The following is a 20,786-nucleotide window of genomic DNA, read 5'->3' on the forward strand; positions in this document are numbered from 1 at the left end:
ATAGTTTAACTAAGGATGTCAACAATTATTGCGTCGGCCAGCAAACGACCGCGATTGGTCAGCTGAATCCGCTGGCCACAATCGACGGAAACAAACTCCACCATGCCCGCTTCCGCTTGCCGACGTGCCTTGCCCAGCTCATCCTCTCCGAGCAGATTGGCATCGATACCCTCGGCCAAGCGGAGGCCCAGCATAATCTTCTCAGTGTGCCGATTCTCGGCCGTTAGCCCTTCTGAATCCTTAATCGGCAACTCTCCGCCGGAAATGGTCGCCGCGTAGCGAGCCGGATGCTTGACGTTGTAAAACCTCGTGCCATCCAGATGCGAATGGGCACCGGGGCCCGCACCCCACCAATTTCCATCGCGCCAGTAGAGCATATTGTGACGACATTGGCCGCCCGGTTTCGCCCAGTTGGACACCTCGTACCAGGAGAAACCGGCTTGACTCAGTGCGGCATCGATGCGCTCGTAGCGGTCGGCGAGATCGTCGTCGTCAGGCATCGGCAGCTCACCACGACGGACCTTACGCGCCATCGCAGTACCCGGCTCGACAATCAGCGAGTACGCCGAAACATGATCGACCTCCGTGGCCAGGACCGCCTCCAACGTCGTATCGAGATCCGCCATCGACTCCCCTGGCGTGCCATAGATAACGTCGAGGTTGATGTGCTCAAAACCGGCAGCGCGTGCCTCCGCCACTGCCGCCGCAGGACGCCCCGGCGTGTGCGTACGATCCAGAGTGGCCAGCACATGCGGCACAGCCGACTGCATGCCCAGACTCACCCGGGTAAACCCTGCCTCGGCCAGGCCTTCGAAAAACTCCGGGGAGGTCGACTCGGGATTCGACTCGGTGGTGACCTCAGCGTCGTCAGCAAGCCCAAAGCTGTTGCGCACACCGTCGAGCAGACGACGAAGACCACTCGCCCCCAACATCGACGGCGTACCCCCGCCGACGAATACGGTATCGGCGCCACGCGCTAGTTCGGGGTGCTTTACGACGGCCATCTCGAGCTCAGCCACGATGGCATCGAGGTAGTCTCCCTGCGTTGCGCCACTGCCCAGCTGACCTGGCGTGTACGTGTTGAAATCACAGTAGCCACAACGGGTGGCACAGAATGGGACGTGTAAGTAGACACCGAAGGAATCGGTGTGTGCGGAGGCTTCGCTCACGCATGCTCCTTGGCTCGACGTTGCTTGACGCGGCGGACAATTTCATCGATGCGGGCACGTTCCATCAGGAACTCCGGAGGCCTACGGCCGCGCAGCGCATTGGCAACTGCCGGATGAGTCTCGGGAACAGCAACACACCAAGCGGCGGCAGCGGACAGTGCTCGGCGGCCAGACTGCGCGTAAAGCTGCGGAAGCACCACACTACCGAGCTTCTCCACGCCTCGGATGTTTTCGGCGGAAACCCAGTCGGCGAGTTCCTCCAGGTAAGAAGCCACGGCATCGGAGCGAGCAATCATTGCCTGCGTGACCGTAGGGACTGCAACCGGATGCTTCAAAGGAGCCGGAATGAGCGACAGTGACTGCACATCCGGAGACTTCGGTGCCGGATGCGGGTGTCGCCGCGGTGTCGAAGCGGAGGAAAGAGTACCGATGCGCCCCGAGCGAATGCCGGAGGTAAACGCTTGGCGTAGACCATCAAGCTCACCAATCAGAGGGCGGCAGTCCTCAACGGCCTCGTCGACGATGTCAGCGAGCTCGAGGACACATTCGTCCACCAGCTCACGATCTACATCAGCAACCGCCTGAGCAAGGTGCTCGATGTGTTCGGCAACTTCGTCACCAATGTCGTAGAGCTCTTGGGTCACTTCGCGCAGGCGTAGCCGAGCATCGAAGTGGTTAATCATTGCCCGCCCTCCCACGACATCTTCGGCGCCGGTGACATCATTGCAGTCTTCCGCTTTCGAATATCGACGAACATTGACGAATGCCGACTTTCGAAAACTGAAAACTCCTTAAAAATTTCTAGCGCCCCTCACCTTAATGGGGTGAGGGGCGCTAGCGCGGTAACAACACGCTGCCGTTTTCTATCGGCAGCGGGTAGACCGTGAATTAACGCTGGTAGAGAGCCTCAATGTCACGCGAGTAGTTGTCCATGACAATGTTGCGCTTGACCTTCATGGTCGGGGTCAGCTCGCCGCTTTCCTCGGTGAAGTCACTGTCCAGAATATGGAACTTCTTAATGGCCTCTGCGTGAGAAACCAGCTCGTTAGCGGAGTTGACGGCGTCCTGAATCTCGGCGCGCAAAACTGCGCTGGAGGCAGCGAGTTCACGGATCGAGGTGTGCTCGGGGACGGAGTGCTCAATCTTCCACTTCTCCAGTGCCTCCTCATCGAGAGTGACCAACACGGAGACGAACGGACGACCATCGCCGATGACGACTGCCTGGGACACCAGCGGGTGCGCACGCATGCGGTCTTCCATCGGGCCCGGCGCGACATTCTTACCACCAGCGGTGACAATGAGGTCCTTCTTGCGGCCGGTGATCTTCAGGTGGCCTTCTTCGGTCAGCTCACCGAGGTCACCAGTCTTAAACCATTCGCCGTCGATGAAGGCTTCCTTGGTTGCCTCTTCGTTCTTCCAGTAGCGGTCGAACACAACCGGACCACGGAGCAGAACTTCGCCGTCATCAGCGATAGCGGCGGAGCAACCACCGACCGGACGACCAACGGTACCAATAATCTGCTCGCTCGGGTTGTTCACGGTGACGGCAGCCGTGGACTCAGTCAGACCGTAGCCTTCGTAGACAGGCACACCGAGACCACGGAAGAAGTGCCCGAGGTCAGAGGACAGAGCCGAACCACCGGAAATGGTGTACTGCACGGCCTCACCCATAGCTGCGCGAATTTTCGAGAACAGCAGGCGATCGTAGAGCTGGCGACGCAGCTTCAAGACACGCGACGGACCTGCCGGAGTATCCAGTGCCTTGGAGTACTCGATGGCGGTGGCCTCAGCACGCTCGAACATGGCCAGGCCGAATGCGCCCTTCTCCTTAGCGGAGGCGTAGGCGGAGTCACGAACCTTCTCGAACACGCGCGGCACACCGAGAATCATGTGCGGACGGGAACGCTGGAACTCCAGGGTGACGGTCTTGGTATCAGCCCAGTGAGACTGGGTAGCACCGGAAATCATCGAAGCCAGGGACACTGCGTGAGCCAACACGTGCGCCAACGGCAGGAAGGTCAGAATGCGGTTCCCCGGACGGGCAATCAGGCCAATCTCGTTGGTGAGGATGGCGCGGGCCTCCGCCAGCCAGTTGCTGTGCAGGAGCACGCAGCCCTTCGGACGACCAGTGGTACCGGAGGTGTAAATCACGGTTGCCAGGTCGTCGGCCTTGGTGTCCTTGATGCGGCGCTCGACCTCGTCGCCGTCAATGTCACGGCCTTCGTAGCTAATGGTGTCAGTAGCGGAAGCGTTAATCTCCAGTACACGACGCAGCTGAGACTCGCCCTCCGGGTTCTCGGTGCCCTTTTCGACCAGCAGAGGCTTCATGCGGTCGGTGTGCTCACGCGACTCGGTAAATGCGAAAACAGCACCGGAGTTTTCAATAATCCAACGAATCTGGCCAGACGAAGAAGAGCCGTAAATCGGGACAACAGCAGCGCCTGCCATCCAGATAGCGGTATTGATCAGGTTCCACTCGTAGCGAGTCTCACTGAGCAGCGCTACGCGGTCGCCCGGCTGAACACCGTTGGCAATTAGCCCCTTAGCGACGCCCTTTGCCTCGTCATAGAACTCCTGAGCAGTGACATTTACCCACTCAAAGTTCTTGGGGCGAGTGAAAAGCACCAGCTTCGGGCGCTTCTGCACCAGCTCCTGCAGCGAGGTAATAATCGTTTCGTCCTCGCCGATGACGTATTTCGCCTCGGTAGTATATTCACGCATCGAGTTACAAACCCCTACTTTCGGTAGTTCTGTCCGTCGTTGGTTTCGTTAGGAATCAACTTAGAACATCAAACCCTGCGCCGTTGTGATTTCAGTAAATATTTCGATAACGAAGTGATTTACCTTACTACTGGCAAAGTTTTTCTAAACTGGCATGATGGAAAGGGTGACACAGGCAGCTTCCAATCCTCCCCTTTCCTCTCCACTCGCCGACCTCGCTAAAGATGTCGGAGTTGGGGTTTCCTACTACTCCACCGAGGGCCAACTCGTGCACGTCTCTCGTGAGACAGTGCTAAAAACTCTCGCTGCTCTCGGCATCGATCTGGGCCCAGATCCCAGCGATGCCGACATCAACGACGCCCGTCGTGAGTGGGCAGACACGCAGTGGTCTCGCCTTCTCCCGCCCGTGGTAGTTACCCGCCAGGGCATCTTCCACCGAGTTCTGGTTCACGTACCGCACGGCAGCAATGTCAGCGTGACTGTGAAACTGGAGGACGGCGCAGAATGGCCCTGCGCTCAGGTGCACCACTTGGTACCGCCACGCCAGGTCGGCGATGTGTTGATGGGTGAAGCCGCCTTCGCAATTCCAGAGGATCTGCCACTTGGTTGGCATCGCTTGCGCGCAGTCAACGATGACAACGTCGCTGAGTGCGATGTGGCCGTAACCCCCAACCGTCTCGCCACTGCCGACAAGTACGTGCAGAATCCTGCGCATGGTGTCATGGCACAGCTGTACTCGGTACGCTCCAGCCGCAGCTGGGGTATTGGCGATTTCGCTACCCTCGGCGACTTGGCACAGGTCAGTGCAGAGCACGCGGGCTCTGATTTCGTCCTCATCAATCCGTTGCACGCCGCAGAGCCACTGCCTCCGGTAGAAGACTCGCCGTACCTGCCCACCACGCGCCGCTATGTCAATCCGCTGTACGCGCGCCCAGAGCTTATCGACGAGTTCGGGTACCTGGACAAGGACGAGGCCGATGAAGCCCGTGCGCTAGCGAACTCTTTCCACCAGCTCAATCACAGCCCTGATGAGATTGACCGCAACCCCATCTACGCTGCAAAGCTCAAGGTATTGCGGGCAATTCACAAGATCCCCCTGTCCAGCGCACGCCAGGCGGAATTTGACCGTTGGCTGGAGGCCGAGGGCCGTGGCATATACGACTACGCGTCGTGGTGCACCGAGCGCGAGCTCGCGGATCGCGCTGCTGCCCGCGATGCTGCACGCGCTGCCACTTCCGATTCTGGTGCCGTAACCGAGAACGATATCGAGTTGGTTCCACCGTTGGGTAACCACGCCAGTGTCGAATCTCTGCGGGAGGAAATCTTCCAGTTCCACCTCTGGGTGCAGTGGATTCTCGATCAGCAGCTCGGCCAGGCACAAGAGGCAGCCCTGGATGCGGGTATGCGCATCGGCATCATGGCCGACCTTGCCGTCGGCGTGCACCCTGGCGGCGCGGATGCCGAGAACCTTGCGGATTGGCTCGCTCCTGCTATCTCTGTTGGCGCACCGCCAGACGGTTTTAACCAGCGCGGCCAAGACTGGTCGCAGCCGCCGTGGAACCCGCACAAGCTAGCCGAGGCCGGCTACCGCCCCTGGCGCGACATGCTGCGCACAATCCTTCGCCACGCAGGTGGCATTCGTGTTGACCACGTGCTGGGTATGTTCCGCCTCTGGGTCATGCCGCGGATGGAGTCCCCCGTCAATGGCACCTACCTGTACTTCGACCACGAGGCAATGGTCGGCATTCTCGCACTTGAGGCCGAGCTCGCTGGGGCCGTCGTCGTAGGCGAAGACCTGGGCACTTTCGAGCCGTGGGTGCAGGACTACCTGGCCTCGCGGGGCATCATGGGCACCTCGATCGTGTGGTTTGAATCCGAGGGCGACCAGCCGAAACCACCAAGCGCTTACCGCAGCCTGTGCCTGTCCTCCGTCACCACGCACGATCTGCCGCCGACGGCAGGCTACCTCGCAGGCGAGCACATCAAGCTACGGGAACGCCTGAGACTATTGCTTTCCGACGTCGCGGAGGAAGACCGCCGGGACTTCGAGTGGATTCGAAAGGTTTTGGGTGCGGCCAAGGAAGCCGGCTGCTTTGGTGACACGGCTGCGGCGGACATGGATGTTCATTCCCTTACCCGCGATAATCTGCCACCAATTGACGCACTGGTCACGGGGCTGCACCGCTTCCTCGACCAGACGCCATCCGCGCTGAAGTGTGAGGCCTTGGTGGACATGGTCGGCGATCGTCGTACTCAGAACCAGCCGGGCACGAGCCACGACCAGTACCCGAACTGGTGCATTCCGCTAACCGATGCCGAGGGCAAGGCCGTGCTTGTCGAGGACCTGCCTCGCTTCCCCGGATTCAAGCGTTAATTGGTTCGTGAGCGACTAATCCCTCATTTTTGCTGTTCACCGATCTTTCAGGTTATATGCCCGGCACTAAAACCGAGGCTAAAACTGGAAATCGGTGACTGCACCAGCGATGAGGATGAGAAGAAGCAAAACGATTAGGGCAAGTAGGACCTTCGAGTGCCTCGACCGATGCATGCTAACTCAGCTCCCTACTGCGAAATATTTGCGAACTACCCAACTCTAGCCTGTTGGGCAAATTTCCTAATACTTTAAGACATACCTTAGGGCAGCGATAGCGACCCAACACTTAAAGGGGGCTTCTCCCAGCTCAATTCATCGGGTCTCTCGGTGAGCTATCCGCAAGGCCACTACCTCTTCGGCTAGCTCTCGCTGCCCGCTCCTCGACGCTCCTGCGAACGCTCCCGCCGATGCACCGACCTCTGCCACAGACGTCCGCTGACAACATCGATTGCGCCAACGAGAACGAAAGCAAGAAACCCTCCGACTACCAGGAGAACCACGCATAGCACGCTGACCTGCGCAAGCAGTGGCAATTGGATAAGCCACTGCCCTACTCTGTCGAATGCTTCTGCCATGAGTGTCAACCTACCCTGCCGGTGACCGGAATAACCAGTGGGCGGCGGTCGCGGGGCTCGTCGTAAAGCGTGAAGCTAGGCATCAGTGCCCGACAGCCCGCGGCGTTCGAGGAGCGGCTGGATGTCCTTATCGCGACCTCGGAAGGCACGGTAGGCGGCCATGAAGTCGATGGCGCCACCACGGGAGAGAATCTCCTCGCGGAAGTGGCTGCCGCCGCTGATTGTGGCACCGCCGTTGTCGGTGAACCAACCGAAACCGTCCGCGTCGAGCACCTCTGCCCACAGGTAGGAGTAATAGCCCGCCGAGTAACCGCCGGCGAAGATGTGGTTGAAGTAGCGGGAGCGGTAACGCGGAGCCAGGTGGGGAACGTCGAGGCCGAGTTCAGCGAGTGCTTCCGCTTCGAAGGCATCAACATCAGTGACCTGAGCTGCTTCCTCCTCGGTGAGGCTGTGCCAGGCCAGATCGATGGCGCACGCGGCGAGGTACTCAACCGTGGCGAATCCCTCACCAGCGGTGCGGGCCTTCTTCACAGACTCGACTAGCTCGGCCGGGATCGGCTCACCGGTACGAACGTGGACGGCGTAATTGGCCAGAATGGATGGCTCAAGTGCCCAGTTCTCGTTAATCTGGGAGGGGAATTCCACGAAGTCGCGCGGGACGTTAGTGCCCGAGAAGGTCGGGTACGTGACGTCGGAAAGCAGACCGTGGAGGGCGTGCCCGAACTCGTGGAAAGCAGTGGTGACCTCGTCGAGCGTCAGTAGCACCGGGGTTCCCGGCTCGGTTTCGGCGATGTTCATCACGTTGACCACGACTGGCAGGCGCCCCAGCAGACGGGACTGGTCCCTAAACGAGCTCATCCATGCACCACCGCGCTTAGTCGGGCGCGAGAAGTAGTCCGTAATAATCAGGCCGATGGTCTCGCCTCCGCCCTGGCGTACCTCCCACACGGTCGTGCCCGGCGCGTATCCCTGCAGGTCCTCGCGCTTGACTACCTCGATGCCGTAGAGCTTGCGGGCAGCGTAGAACACGCCGTCTTCGATGACACGGTGCAGCTCGAAGTAGTTCTTGAGTTCCTCCGTGTCGACTGCGAATTCTTCCGCTTTACGACGGCGCTCCCAATACGGCCAGTCAGCGCCCGTGACCGTCTCACCGCCAGCCAGATCAGCGACCCGCTTGTACTCGCCTTCAGCATTGGCAATGGCAGCTGGCGCCAGGTCTGCAATGAGCTTCCGAGCAGCCTCTGCGGTGGTTGCCGTCTCCTTGGCAATGACGTAATCCGCATGCGTGTCGTAGCCGAGCAGCTTGGCACGGCGGGCACGCAGGCGCGCCATTTCCAGCACAATGCCGGAGTTGTCGAACGTGCCGGAGGCAGCACCCGCACGCCCCAGTGAGGCTTCATAGAGCTTGGCGCGAGTAGCCGGATTATCCAGGTCAGCCAGCTGTGCCGGAGTTGACGGTAGGTCCAGCGGAATCAGCCACGGCGCATCGGTGTCGGCCTTTTTCGCGTAGGCGGCGAAGGACGCAATGGCGTCGTCGGAAAGCCCGGCGAGTTCCTCGCGGTCGTAGATCTCCACGGCGCGCGCGACGGTGTCCTTCAGTAGGTTTTCACCGAAAGCCGTGGAGAGCTCAGAGAGACGGGAATTGATGCGGCTGAGCTCGGCTTTGTCCTCGTCGCTGAGGTCCGCACCGGCGCGCTGGAAGTCTTCGCGGACTTTCTTCAGCAGCAGCTTCGCCTCTTCCGGATTGGCGGCATCCTCAACGCTGTCGATGGCATTGATGCGCTGCCACAGGTCACTGCGCATGCGAATCTGATCCAGGTGTGCAGTGAGCTGCGGGGCAATCTCGGCTTCAATTTCCATGCGGACATCGGTGGCGTCCGTGCCGGCAACGTTGAAGAAATAAGCAGCGACGCGGTCCAGATCCTGGCCCGCCTTTTCCATTGCCTCGATGGTATTAACAAAGGTCGGCGCCTCCGACGACGTGGCGATGGCGTCGATCTCGCGTGCATGGCTGCGCATTGCTTCGCTAAAGGCCTCGCGGACGTGGCTGTCATCGATTGCCGCAAAATCTGGCAATTCGCAGAACAATTCTGACGGTGTCAACAGTGGATTTCGTGCATCATTGGTCATAGTGAATTCAACTGTAGCGTGCTCGAAAAACCAGAGTGCGCCTACCGTCTGAAACAGGCTCCCCGCCGTTCTGGCAGGACCAACCGTGACGAGGAGGCGTTTTCCGCCATGACAGAGACGACTATTTCCGCTCCCTGTGGGAGGCTAACCGGCCGTATTCACGATGACGCAATACAAGTTTTCAATATCGATTACGCAGATGCTGCTCCGTTCGCCGCGTCGGCACCGGTGGCTGACGGGCCACAGTCAGGCACTCGGCGCTGTGAACCCGAGCGCGAATTAGTTCTCACCGTCACCGCACCGGCTGAGCCCGCGGACGCTTCCTATCCCGTATTGCTGTGGATCCACGGTGGTAGCTACGAGTTTGGGCATCCCTCCGAGCCCTGGACGGACGCGACGGCCTTCGCACAGGCAGGCATCGTCACCGTTTCGCTCGGATACCGCAAGGGCTTCGAGGGATTCTGGCGCGACAGTGAAACAGAGACCTACCGGGCCATTGATGATCTGTATCTGGGGCTGCAGTGGGCTCGTCGTAACGCGCCTGCCTTCGGCGGCGATATCGACAACATCACTATCTCGGGGCAATCGGCGGGTGCGGCGCTGGCACTCACTCTGGCGGCCGACGAACGCACGCGCGGTCAGATCCAGCGCGCCATCGCCATGTCGCCGGCCTTCTCTCTGCTGTCCGGCTCGCGCCTCCGCCGCACGTTGGCGGGCATCGGTGTGGGACGCGCGCCGTCCACCGACGTCTTTTCGCGTGCCGACGAACGCAGGGTCGCTCGGGCCCAGAAATTGGTTTCGGCATCCTCGCCTTCGGATCCTGCAATTGGGCCTCGCTTTGACAGCTTTGCTCCCACACTGCCCACGATGGTGACCGCCACCAGCGAAGAGTTCTTCTCAGAACCGCCGGTTGTGGCGATGGACAAGTTGCCCATGCGGGAGTGGATGGCTCGGCGCTATGCCAGGGGGCATCGCGGCCGCGGCGAATTTCCGACCAGTGCCTATGCCGCGCGTCCGATGGGAAATGTCATCTCTGACTCCGCGATTCGCTCTTACGCTGTTAAAGTCGCCGAACGGTCCGTAGCGGCTGGGTTAGATGTGTGGGCGGCACAATTCGAACCGGGAGAAGGGTTGGGCTACGCACCTGCTGGCCGCACCAGTGGTGCTCCGCACTGCATCGATATTGCACGCTTCTTCGGTATGAAAGAGCCTAACCATCCATTCCACCAAGTGGCGGTCGAATTCATCCGCGAGGGCACTTCGCACATGCCCCGCTACAACGACGACCGCAAGATAACCACCTTTGCTGGCGCTGACGCACAGGCAGTTGAGGGCATCGCCATCGATGCGTGGGCGGCTCCGCGCCAGCTCTTTGGCGCATAAAACGGGATTAGGCGCATGAGACGGCTGAGGCTTGCCATTGGCCGCACCGGTTAGCGCTGCTATTTAGCTCGGCAGAGTCTGCATGTACTGGTAAATCTCCACGCAGACCAAAATGGTAATTAGCGTGATGAGTACTGCAATGAGTTTCCTGCGGTCCATAGCCACCGTTCTTACCGAAGCACCTGGTTGGGCGCAAACTTTACCAATTGTGTTTAACTGTCAACCATGGAGCCACTTGATTTACTAGTCCCCGAAAACTCTGCGCTGCAGCCGGTCGACCCCGCGCTGGCTAAGGTGAAGCGAATCGCGCACGCTGCTCCCCTGCTAGTTATCACGGTCGCAGCTGCCGTAGCCGCGGTGGCGTGGACTCCGTGGATGTGGTTGGGAGTCCTCGCCTGCGTGCTCTACTTCGCATATATCTACTGGCTCATCGGCCGCCGAGTTCGTGCCCACCGATACCTCGAAGGGGATAACGACTTCATCGTTGCGTCCGGACGCTGGTGGCGCTCGGTCACTATTGTCCCTTACGGACGAATCCAGTTCATCGACATCGATGAAGGACCGCTGCTTCGCCTGTTTGGACTGGCAACGCTGAAGCTCAACACAGCATCGGCGAGCTCGGATGCCGCCGTCCACGGTCTGCCACGCGAAGAAGCTCTCGTCCTGCGCGCCCGTCTATCTCAGCGCGCCCACGACCGGATGGCGGGTCTTTAAATGAGGCATAGAGTTCATCCACTATCCCCGCTGCTCAAAAGCTTCGCCACAATCGCTGCTGTGACTGCATTCGCAGTTGCGAATCAGTGGCAATTGGCCGTTGCTGTCGTGACTCAGCTCTACGACTGGGCATGGCTCGGTCTCCTTATCGGTACCGGTGCGGTCGCCATAATTATTGGTCTAATTGCATTTTTCTCGTGGTTGTCCTGGCGGTATACGTTCTACGAACTCACCGACGATGAGGTTCGCTACGGCTCCGGATGGCTACTGCGTTCTCGACGCGCGGCACGGCTCGACCGCGTGCAGGCGGTGGATATCAACCAACCATTGTTGGCGCGCATTTTCGGGCTCGCCGAAATTGTCATCGAAACAGCTGGCGGCTCCGATTCGCACTTCACGATCAAATACCTCACTCCCCCGCAATGCGAACAGTTCCGCGCTGACGTGTTGGGCGAGGTAGAAAAGCTGGACACCGAACTGGCACATTCGCTTTACGACGGCGACAGCCCCGCCGCTGCTCAAGACTCCAGTGCCCACATGTCCTCCCGCATGTCCGACGCGAAAACTATTTTTGGCCCGGTCGATGTCGGACGGTTGGTCGCATCCGTGGCCATTGGACCCGGTCTTTTCGTCGGCATAGCTCTCATCCTCCTCGCCGTTGTCTCTGCGCTGTTTACCGACTTCATCGTGGAAATCCTCAGCGGAGTAACCATCACTACTCTGATTGTGATTGGCAGTTTCGCGCTCGGCCTTTTCGGACTACTAAATCAGTCGTGGGATTTCACGCTGAAGGTGTCGTCGGAAAGCAGGCGTCTGGCGATTACCGCCGGACTGTTGTCGACGCGCGCTCAAACCATTCCGATTGATCGCATTCACGGCTTTAAAGTGGTGCAACCGCTCTGGTGGCGTCCGTGGAGATGGTCCCGTGCGGATGTCTCCGTGGCGGGGTACGGCCTGGACAGCACACAGTCGAACAACACACTGGTGCCAGTGGCGCCGGCGGCGGAGACCGATACGATTGTCGATGATTTGATGACTGAGATTGCGGGACCGTCCTCTGCCGATGACCTGTTGGGCTCCTGGCAGACTCCACGCACGGCATGGTGGCTCAGCCCAATTGACTGGAAATTTCAAAAGGTGCAGGCCACGCGGCGGGGGCTGTTGGTGACCAAGGGTCGGTTCTGGCATACGCGGTTCATGGTCCCCTGGCAGCGCATCCAGGGGCATACACTAACCATTTCTCCGCTGAAGAAAGCGGCGGGAGTGGCGAACGTGCGAATCGATATGGTGCCAGGAACCGTCACACCGGTGGCAACGGAGTTGGCGCTGGCTGATGCGTATCAACTCGCCGCGCTGATTCAGGAACACAAGGCTGTTTAAAAGGTGTTTCATGAGGTCTCCCAGGACCGCCGACTCGCGCGGTTTTGTGGGATCTCGCAGGAAAACTCCCTCTGCAGGCTAGCGGCATAGTCATTACGCTGGGATGCATGACTATCGCCAAGAAAGATTACGAGTGGTACCGCAGCGCGGTGTTCTATGAGGTGCTCGTCCGAGCCTTCTTTGACTCCGACAACAACGGCTCCGGCGACCTCAAAGGGCTGACGGAAAAGCTCGATTATCTGCAATGGCTGGGTGTCGACTGCCTCTGGCTGCCGCCTTTCTACGACTCCCCGCTGCGCGACGGCGGTTACGATATCCGCGACTTCCGCGCCGTTCTCGACGAGTTTGGCACGGTCGAGGATTTCAAGGTGCTTCTCGACGAGGCCCATGCGCGCGGTATCCGCGTTATTACTGACCTGGTGATGAACCACACCTCCGATAGCCATGAGTGGTTCCAGCAGTCGCGCACTGACCCCGATGGCCCCTACGGCGACTTTTATGTCTGGACCGATGACCCGGACACCTACTCGGGCGCACGCATTATTTTCGTGGATACCGAGGATTCCAACTGGACCTACGACCCGGTGCGTGGTCAGTACTACTGGCACCGCTTCTTCTCCCACCAGCCAGATCTGAACTATGACAATCCGGCGGTGCAGGAAGCAATGCTCGATGTGCTGCGCTTCTGGTCGGATCTCGGCATTGATGGCTTCCGCCTCGACGCTGTTCCCTACCTGTTTGAACGCGAGGGTACTAACTGCGAGAACCTGCCCGAGACCCACGCTTTTCTGAAGCGCTGCCGCAAGGTCATGGACGAGGAATACCCGGGTCGCGTCCTGCTGGCGGAGGCCAACCAGTGGCCCTCCGATGTGGTGGAATACTTCGGCGACCCGGAGGTCGGTGGCGACGAATGCCACATGGCTTTCCACTTCCCGCTTATGCCACGCATTTTCATGGCGGTGCGCAAGCAGTCCCGCTTTCCCATCTCGGAGATCCTGGAGTCCACGCCAGAGATTCCCTCTTCGGCTCAGTGGGGTATTTTCCTGCGCAACCACGATGAGCTGACGTTGGAAATGGTCACTGATGCAGAGCGCGACTACATGTACGCCGAGTATGCCCACGATCCGCGGATGAAGGCCAACATCGGCATTCGCCGTCGGCTAGCGCCATTGCTGCAAAATGACCGCACCCAACTCGAGCTTTTCAACGCCCTGTTGTTGTCCCTACCGGGTTCGCCGGTGCTCTACTACGGCGATGAAATCGGTATGGGCGACAACATCTGGCTCGGCGACCGCGATGGCGTGCGCACACCGATGCAGTGGTCGCCCGACCGCAACGCCGGGTTCTCCAAGGCCGACCCGGGTCGGCTCTATCTGCCGACCATTCAGGATGCGACCTACGGCTACCAGGCGGTCAATGTCGAAAACCAGGCGAGCTACTCCAACTCCCTGTTGAATTGGGTGCGTCGACTAATTCAGGTCCGCAAACGCTATGAGGCTTTTGGTCTCGGTGATTTCCGCGAGTTAAACAGCGACACGGCCTCTGTTCTGACTTATTTGCGCACATTCGGCGATGAAGTATTGCTGTGCGTCAACAACCTGTCCTCCTATCCCGCGGCCGTCTCACTGGATCTGTCCGAGTTCGCCGGTGCCACCCCGGTAGAGCTCACTGGTTCGGTTCCCTTCCCCACGATTGGCACCGATTCCTACCAGATCACGCTTCCTGGCCACGGTTTCTACTGGTTCGAAATCCAGCTTCCGCCGGAGACAAACGCCGAATCGAGCGTCTCAATGTCCGCGCCGACAATCCCGGTTGCACAGGCGATATCGGACGCGCCGGTGACGTCATCACGCGAGCACTCTGGCACCGCCACCGATGCCAATGCCGATGCCGTCACAAACGCCGATAATAGAGAGTGATCTTTAAGTCCCGAAAGGCGAATGAACTGAAATGACTATTCCCACCGCCGATTTCATTGCCGAAGAGCTGGCAGACACACTGGTCAGGATGCGCTTTTTCGCTGACAAGGTCTCTGACATCGACCACGTCGAGATCCTCGCGCTTGACCCCGTACTGCGCGACAATCCCAACAGTCCCGATGTCGATATCGCATTGGTGAGAGTGCACACCGCCCATTCCGCACCGACCTATCAGCTGCCCATCGCTTGGGCGCAGGACGTCCCCGAGGGCCACGAACAGTCCCTACTGGTTCGCGCCGACGGCGTCGTCGGCTACGACGCTCTGATTGATTCGGACGCCATCACGGCACTCGGCCAGAAGCTTTCCGACGAAGGCAAGCTCGGCCGCATGGAACTGCGGCGTGTGCCGGGCTCTGAGCAGCCCCGACCGGAATCCGGCCGCCCTATGGGAGTAGAACAGTCGAATACCTCGGTCATTTTCGACGACCGCGTGATGTGCAAGTTCTTCCGTCGCCTCTACCCCGGCACTAATGCCGATGTGGAGCTGCTGGCCGCACTAGCCCAGGCGGATTGCAAGTTCGTCCCTGAGCTCTACTCCTGGGTAGAGACCACCATTGGCGAGGACGCCTACACCACCGCCATGCTGCAGGAATTCGCACCGAACTCGGTCGATGGCTGGGAGCTGGCTCTCGGCGCAGTCCGCGACGCCATCCGCGACGCCCAGACCCCGCTGGAAGATTTGGGCACCGACTTTACCTCCGAAGCCCGTGCGCTCGGCGAAGCAGTGGCCTCGGTGCACAGCAGCCTCGCCGCCGCTGTCGCGGTGAAGAATCGCCTGACCGGTGCGGAGTTGGTGGCTCCCCTGCGTGCTCGCCTGGACTTCGTCGCTGGTGTGGTGCCACAAATTGCGGAGGTCAAGGATAAGGCGCAGGCTATCTTCGATCGCGCAGAGGCTGCGGTACCGGAAGGTGGTGCCGTCGTCCAGCGAATCCACGGTGATCTGCACTTGGGGCAGGTATTGCGCACTCCAAGCTCATGGCGCTTGATTGACTTCGAAGGCGAGCCGTCGCGCCCGTGGGAGGAGCGCCGTCTGCCGGACCACCGCCTGCGCGATATCGCCGGCATGATTCGATCCTTCGATTACGCCGCTCACTACCCGCTGCTGACGGGACGTGAGGACACCGAGGCAGCGACCGAGCGTGTTGAGCAGTGGGCTCGCCGCAATATCGATGCCTTCTTGGAAGGCTATGGCGACAGCAGCGACCCGGTGCTGTTGGAAGCGTTTGTTCTGGATAAGGCCATCTATGAGTGCCTTTACGAAGCCCAGAACCGTCCCAACTGGCTGCCGCTGCCGCTTGGTGCTGTGCGCTCGCTGTTAGGATAGGGCTCTTGTCGCAGTAATTTCATAGCGGGGAGTCATCATCCCGCAAGATAGAGGTCTTTCGTGCGTCTGCTCAGCAGAATCCTATCCACCACGCGAGTGCTCTGGCCTTTCTATATCGGGGTCATCATCTGTTCGCTGGCCACCGCCGCCGCGTCGTTGATTAGCCCCTTCCTCATCCGCGATGCCACCGACGCCATCGTCGGCGCGGTGTCCAGCGATGAAGGCTTGAGCCAAGCGACGATGTCCAACACCACTCGCACCGTGATTTGGCTGGTCATCGGACTGCTGATTGCCGATCTGACGCAAACCATCGTGCATAACATCGGTGGTTACCTGGGCGATGTGATGACTGCGCGCATGCGCGAGATTCTGTCGACCCGTTACTATGCAAAGCTGCTGTCTCTGCCGCAGCGCTATTTCGACAGCCAGGTCACCGGCACAATTATCGCCCGCCTGGAACGCTCGATTACCAATATCACGCAATTCCTCCAGGCGTTTTCCAACAACTTCTTCCCGATGTTGTTGACCGTCGGTGCAGTGCTGGCCATCACTGCTTGGTACTACTGGCCGCTGGCCGTGCTGCTGATTATCGTTTTCCCGGTCTACACCCTGCTCACCGCGTTGACGTCGAGACGCTGGCAAAAGGTTGAAGCCAAGAAAAACGAACAAATCGATATCGCCGGTGGCCGTTTTGCCGAGGTCATCGGCCAGGTCAAGGTTGTTCGATCCTTCACCGCGGAGCTGCGCGAAATCGCTTTCTTTGGTTCCCGTTTCCGCCGCACCATCTCCCTGACCCACGAGCAGTCAACGTGGTGGCACCGCATGGATGCCCTGCGCGGCGGCATTTTGAACGTCATCTTCGCAGGTATCTACCTGCTGCTTTTCCTGCGCACGCTGTCGGGCGAATTCTCCATCGGCACCATGGTCATGCTCATTCAGCTGATTAATATGGCGCGCCAACCGGTGACCATGATGAGCTTCTTGGTCGACGCTGCCCAGCGCGCAGTCGCCGGTTCCCGGGACTACTTCAAGGTCATGGAACTTACCCCAGAGGCTCGCACGCAGCCGGAGCTCCTCAATGCGGCGACCGCGAATAACGGCGACTTCGCCCCCGCATCTGTTGGTTCCATCTCAGCCAACGCCGCTAGCGACAGCGCCTACCGCTCCTCCCTGGAACGCGCAGCCGAGCAGGAGGCTGCCGGCGCTCCCATTGTCGACTTCGATGCAGTGGACTTCGCCTACGAAGAGGACAAGCCGGTGCTCTCCAACGTCAGCTTCCAGGCGTATTCAGGTCAAAAAGTCGCTTTGATCGGCGAATCGGGTGGCGGCAAGTCCACCATCGTCAACCTGCTGCTCGGCTTTTATGCCCCGACCGCAGGCCGCTTAAGCGTTCTGGGGTCGGATGTCTCCGAGGTTTCCGGTTCCACTCTGCGCGCCGGCTCTGCCGTCGTGTTCCAGGACTCCTCGCTGTTCTCCGGCACGATTCGAGAGAACATCGCCTACGGCAAACCCAACGCTACCGATGAGGAAGTCATCGCTGCGGCCAAAAAGGCCAATGCCGACGACTTCATTCGCAGCTTCGCCGACGGCTACGACACCACTATTGGTGAGCGCGGGCTGAAGCTCTCGGGTGGCCAGAAGCAGCGCATCGCTATTGCGCGCGCAATTTTGAAGGATGCTCCCCTGCTCATCCTGGACGAGGCCACTTCGGCGCTGGACACCAAGGCAGAACGCGAAGTTCAGCGTGGCTTGGACAAGCTGATGGAGGGGCGCACCACGGTTATCATCGCCCACCGCCTGTCCACGATTTCCGATGTGGACACCATCGTTACGCTGCGTGACGGTCACGTCGACGAGGTGGGCGCACCCGCCGAATTGGCACAGACTGACGGTATCTACGCCGAGCTGCTGCGCCTGACGGCCTCGGCTTCTGCGGCGGATCGTCTGCGCCTGAAGAGCTACGGAATCAAGGGGTAACGCGACGTCGTCAAGCATGCGGGAAAAGCTTGACGACGAGAACCCCCTTGCGTTCTTTTACGGACGGGGAACGATGTAGCGGCCAGCGCCTGGGACGATTTCCACCGTGACTGGCATCGGGAACATGAGGTCGCCGTCAGCGTAGGCATTCATCTGGCGTGGTGGGCCGATATATTCCACGTAGGCCTTCTTAGCGCGATAGGTGCTGACCTCACCGATTTTTTCAACGGTGCCGTCGAATACGGACTTGAAAGCAAGGGCGGCCTTGATCCGTCCGGCCTTGCCGATGACGGTGATGTCCATCAGGCCATCGGAGTGGTCTGCAGACGGGCAAATCTTCATACCACCGCCGTAAGAACGGGTGTTGCCGAAAGCGGCCAGCGTGATGGGATCTTCGAGAACCCGATCGTCATCAAGCGTGAGGCGAAATGGCAGGGAGTGGAAAGCCAAGAATTCGCGGACGATGGCCAGGTTGTAGCGGTTGCGGCCGTGTGGCCAGGTCATCTGATTGACGCGGTCGGAGACAATGGAGTCGAAGCCGGCACACATGATGGTGCCGAACCAGCGCCGGTCCCCTGTTGCGCTCGTAATGCGGCCGAGGTCAGTGGTTGTCCAGAAACCGTCGGCGATAACGTGAGCAGCATCGCGAGCATTGCCACGCGGCAGATTGTATTCACGGCCGTGGTCGTTTCCGGTGCCAGCGGGGATAATGCCGAGGGGGATGCCGGTCTGTGCCTGTTCCTGCAGCGCGAGGTTAATCATGCCGTCGCCGCCGCAAACTGCCAAGGCATCGATTCGGCCGTCGGCGATGACCTCACGAATGAGCTTGCGGGCGTCGTCGGGGTTAGCACCTTGGAGAGCAATGACGTCGATACCGCGATCCGCGAACACCCGACTTGCCCGAGCTGAGGCAATCTGCGAGGCGCCATGACCGGCGTGGGGGTTAGTGACCAGAGCGAGGGTACGAATCTCAGTTGTTCCCAGCGGGTAACTGAGATCTTTGTCGTTAGCGTTCATCGAAGAATTACCTACTTTTACGTGGGCTTTTGACCGGCCGAAACTGGCCTTTATGCGGTTTTGCTACCGCACCTAACTAAAGTCTACCAAGAATGATTGACATTTTTTGAGAAAACGTAACGCAATACCGCTATAATACGAACATGTAAAGATGTGCTTCTGCACAAGTTACACATAATTCCGCAGTTCAGGCTCTCAGCACCGATGCCCAAGGAGAAGCTCAGGATGTCTAACAAGCTCACGATTCCGTACCGCATGCGCTGGTGGGGCTGGGGTGTTGACGGCAACGACAAGCCAATCACCGCGGCCAGCGAGAAGCTACTGCAGCGCGAAATCGGTATGTCGCTGGACGCAAACAACCCGCCGCGCAATATCGCCGATGTCATTATCCCCGATAGTCGCCTCAGCAACGAGGATATCGAGGCCCTGGGGGCTATTATCGGCGCGGATGCCGTCGCCACCGACCATGACACCCGTGTCAAGCACGCGGTCGGCCGCTCCTACCCCGACCTGGTTCGCCTTCGCGCAGCCAAGCTCGATGTCGCCCCAGATGCTGTTGTACTACCGAAAACTGAAAAGCATATCGAGGACCTGTTCAAGGTCTGCGCTGAGCGCAAGATTGCAGTCGTCCCCTTCGGCGGCGGCACCTCGGTCGTCGGCGGCGTGGAGGCTATTGACGGTGGCATGGGTAAGGCCATCGCAGTGTCCATGACCGCCTTTAACAAGATCATCGACATTGACAAGGTCGCTGGCACCGTCACCGTTGAGACCGGCGTTTTCGGCCCCGACTTGGAAAAGGAACTGTCCAAGGCCGGCTTCACCGCTGGTCACTTCCCGCAGTCCTTCGAGTACTCCACTGTCGGCGGTTGGGTTTCCTGCCGCTCTGCAGGCCAGGAATCCTCTGGTTACGGTCGCATCGACCGCAATGTGATTGGCATGCGCGTCGTCACGCCAGCCGGCACCATGGAGTTCCGCGACATGCCGTCGTCGGCATCCGGCCCAAACCCGCGTGAGCTTTTCCTGGGGTCGGAGGGCACCCTGGGCATCATCACGCATGTGACGATTGCCCTAAATCAGCGTCCGCAAAAGGAGATGCTCTTCGACACCTACTTCTTCAACTCCTTTGAGGAAGCCGCCGAAGAGCTGCGCAAGTTGGAGCAGAGCGGAAATATCCCGCACCTAGCGCGCATCTCCGACGAGAAGGAGACGCTGTTTGGCCTCACTCAGCTGGGCTCCGCCAGCATGTCCGAGAAGGTCACAAAGTACCTGAAGCTGCGTGGCATCGATACCCCGTGCATGGTGATTTTTGGCTTCGCCCAGACTGATCCGGTCGGCGCCCGCGTCACCCGTGAGCGCCTGGCCGGTCGCCTGCTGGCTAAGAAGTGCGTCCGCATGGGCTCCATTCCGGGCATGGCTTGGGTTAACCACCGCTTCTCCTCGCCGTACCTGCGCGATGTCATGATGACCCGCCGCGTCGGTGTCGACACCCTGGAGACCGCCACCACCTGGGATAACGCCGCTACACTGCGCCGCGAAATCGCCTCCGCAATGGAAACCGCTGGCGAGAAGCACGGCACCCCGGTGTACGTCTTCTGCCACATCTCGCACATGTACGAATCCGGCTGCTCGCTGTACTTCACGTACTTCTTCCGCGAGACCGAGGGCGAGATTCTCCAGCAGTGGATGGACATCAAGTCCGCGGCATCAGAGGCCATGATGAACTTCGGCGGCACCATCACGCACCACCATGGCATTGGCCAGGATCACAGCCCGCAGTACTACGAGGAGAACACCGAGTTGTTCGCCAAGGTCATGCGCGCAATTAAGGACGAACTCGACCCGGCTGGCATCCTCAACCCGGGCAAGTTGGCTACCGGTCCGCGCTCCCTGGAAGAGCGTTACGACGGCAACACGATTTAACCCTGTTGCTGTCGGCTTCGGCTAGCGAGCTAGACTAACCAGTTCGCTAGCGTAGATTTCCGGTGACGTTGGGCCGTCATAAATAAACAGTGAAACGTAATCGTCAAGGGTAAAAGATCCAAG

General features: G+C 59.7%; 14 protein-coding genes. 8 read left to right on the forward strand and 6 right to left on the reverse strand.

Annotation, left to right across the window (positions count from 1 at the left end; all coding sequences use genetic code 11):
* Nucleotides 1-5: 5 nt before the first annotated feature.
* From hemW to HMPREF1206_RS09640, 3 genes are all read right to left on the reverse strand, one after another.
* Entirely contained in the window at nt 6-1,169 is a 1,164-nt protein-coding gene (hemW, locus tag HMPREF1206_RS09630) for a radical SAM family heme chaperone HemW (RefSeq protein WP_016423120.1), read from the reverse strand.
* Nucleotides 1,166-1,852, reverse strand: coding sequence for a hypothetical protein (locus HMPREF1206_RS09635; protein WP_016423121.1), 687 nt, complete (start codon nt 1,850-1,852; stop codon nt 1,166-1,168). The genes hemW and HMPREF1206_RS09635 overlap by 4 nt, the downstream gene beginning before the upstream one ends.
* A 205-nt stretch (nt 1,853-2,057) precedes the next feature.
* Nucleotides 2,058-3,890 (reverse strand): long-chain fatty acid--CoA ligase, encoded by a 1,833-nt coding sequence (locus HMPREF1206_RS09640; protein ID WP_016423122.1) that lies wholly within the window; start codon nt 3,888-3,890, stop codon nt 2,058-2,060.
* 154 nt (nt 3,891-4,044) lie between these two features.
* Here HMPREF1206_RS09640 and malQ point away from each other — a divergent pair, with 154 nt between their 5' ends.
* The gene (gene malQ, locus HMPREF1206_RS09645; protein ID WP_016423123.1) at nt 4,045-6,264 is read left to right on the forward strand and encodes a 4-alpha-glucanotransferase; all 2,220 of its coding nucleotides are present in this window, start codon (nt 4,045-4,047) and stop codon (nt 6,262-6,264) included.
* Nucleotides 6,265-6,623: 359 nt separating this feature from the next.
* Here malQ and HMPREF1206_RS09650 read toward each other — a convergent pair whose 3' ends face one another.
* Together HMPREF1206_RS09650 and HMPREF1206_RS09655 are read right to left on the reverse strand one after the other, a co-directional pair.
* Nucleotides 6,624-6,839, reverse strand: a complete 216-nt coding sequence (locus HMPREF1206_RS09650; RefSeq protein WP_042388817.1) for a hypothetical protein — start codon at nt 6,837-6,839, stop codon at nt 6,624-6,626.
* Nucleotides 6,840-6,914: 75 nt separating this feature from the next.
* Nucleotides 6,915-8,969 (reverse strand): M3 family metallopeptidase, encoded by a 2,055-nt coding sequence (locus HMPREF1206_RS09655; RefSeq protein ID WP_016423125.1) that lies wholly within the window; start codon nt 8,967-8,969, stop codon nt 6,915-6,917.
* A gap of 108 nt (nt 8,970-9,077) precedes the next feature.
* On the opposite strand from HMPREF1206_RS09655, the gene HMPREF1206_RS09660 reads away from it, so the two are divergent.
* The 6 genes from HMPREF1206_RS09660 to HMPREF1206_RS09685 all read left to right on the forward strand — a co-directional run bounded on the left by HMPREF1206_RS09660 (nt 9,078) and on the right by HMPREF1206_RS09685 (nt 17,726).
* Complete coding sequence (locus HMPREF1206_RS09660; protein WP_016423126.1) at nt 9,078-10,352, forward strand: carboxylesterase family protein; 1,275 nt, start codon at nt 9,078-9,080, stop codon at nt 10,350-10,352.
* A 225-nt stretch (nt 10,353-10,577) separates the two neighbouring features.
* Nucleotides 10,578-11,066, forward strand: coding sequence for a PH domain-containing protein (locus HMPREF1206_RS09665; protein ID WP_016423127.1), 489 nt, complete (start codon nt 10,578-10,580; stop codon nt 11,064-11,066).
* Between the two features lie 60 nt (nt 11,067-11,126).
* On the forward strand, nt 11,127-12,446 hold the full coding sequence (locus tag HMPREF1206_RS09670) for a PH domain-containing protein (RefSeq protein ID WP_042388821.1): 1,320 nt from the start codon (nt 11,127-11,129) through the stop codon (nt 12,444-12,446).
* A gap of 107 nt (nt 12,447-12,553) precedes the next feature.
* A complete protein-coding gene (gene treS / locus HMPREF1206_RS09675; protein ID WP_016423129.1) occupies nt 12,554-14,365 on the forward strand; it encodes a maltose alpha-D-glucosyltransferase in 1,812 nt (603 codons plus the stop codon).
* Nucleotides 14,366-14,396: 31 nt separating this feature from the next.
* Complete coding sequence (locus tag HMPREF1206_RS09680) at nt 14,397-15,749, forward strand: phosphotransferase (RefSeq protein WP_016423130.1); 1,353 nt, start codon at nt 14,397-14,399, stop codon at nt 15,747-15,749.
* 60 nt (nt 15,750-15,809) lie between these two features.
* On the forward strand, nt 15,810-17,726 hold the full coding sequence (locus tag HMPREF1206_RS09685) for an ABC transporter ATP-binding protein (RefSeq protein WP_016423131.1): 1,917 nt from the start codon (nt 15,810-15,812) through the stop codon (nt 17,724-17,726).
* Nucleotides 17,727-17,783: 57 nt separating this feature from the next.
* On the opposite strand, the gene HMPREF1206_RS09690 is transcribed toward HMPREF1206_RS09685, so the two are convergent.
* Nucleotides 17,784-18,743 carry a diacylglycerol kinase gene (locus HMPREF1206_RS09690; protein WP_016423132.1) on the reverse strand — a complete coding sequence of 320 codons (960 nt, stop codon included), beginning with the start codon at nt 18,741-18,743 and terminating at the stop codon, nt 17,784-17,786.
* Nucleotides 18,744-18,968: 225 nt separating this feature from the next.
* On the opposite strand from HMPREF1206_RS09690, the gene HMPREF1206_RS09695 reads away from it, so the two are divergent.
* The gene (locus HMPREF1206_RS09695; protein ID WP_016423133.1) at nt 18,969-20,663 is read left to right on the forward strand and encodes an FAD-binding oxidoreductase; all 1,695 of its coding nucleotides are present in this window, start codon (nt 18,969-18,971) and stop codon (nt 20,661-20,663) included.
* Nucleotides 20,664-20,786 lie beyond the last annotated feature (123 nt).

The sequence above is a fragment of the Corynebacterium sp. HFH0082 genome (genome assembly GCF_000411235.1).
Classification (GTDB): domain Bacteria; phylum Actinomycetota; class Actinomycetes; order Mycobacteriales; family Mycobacteriaceae; genus Corynebacterium; species Corynebacterium jeikeium_D.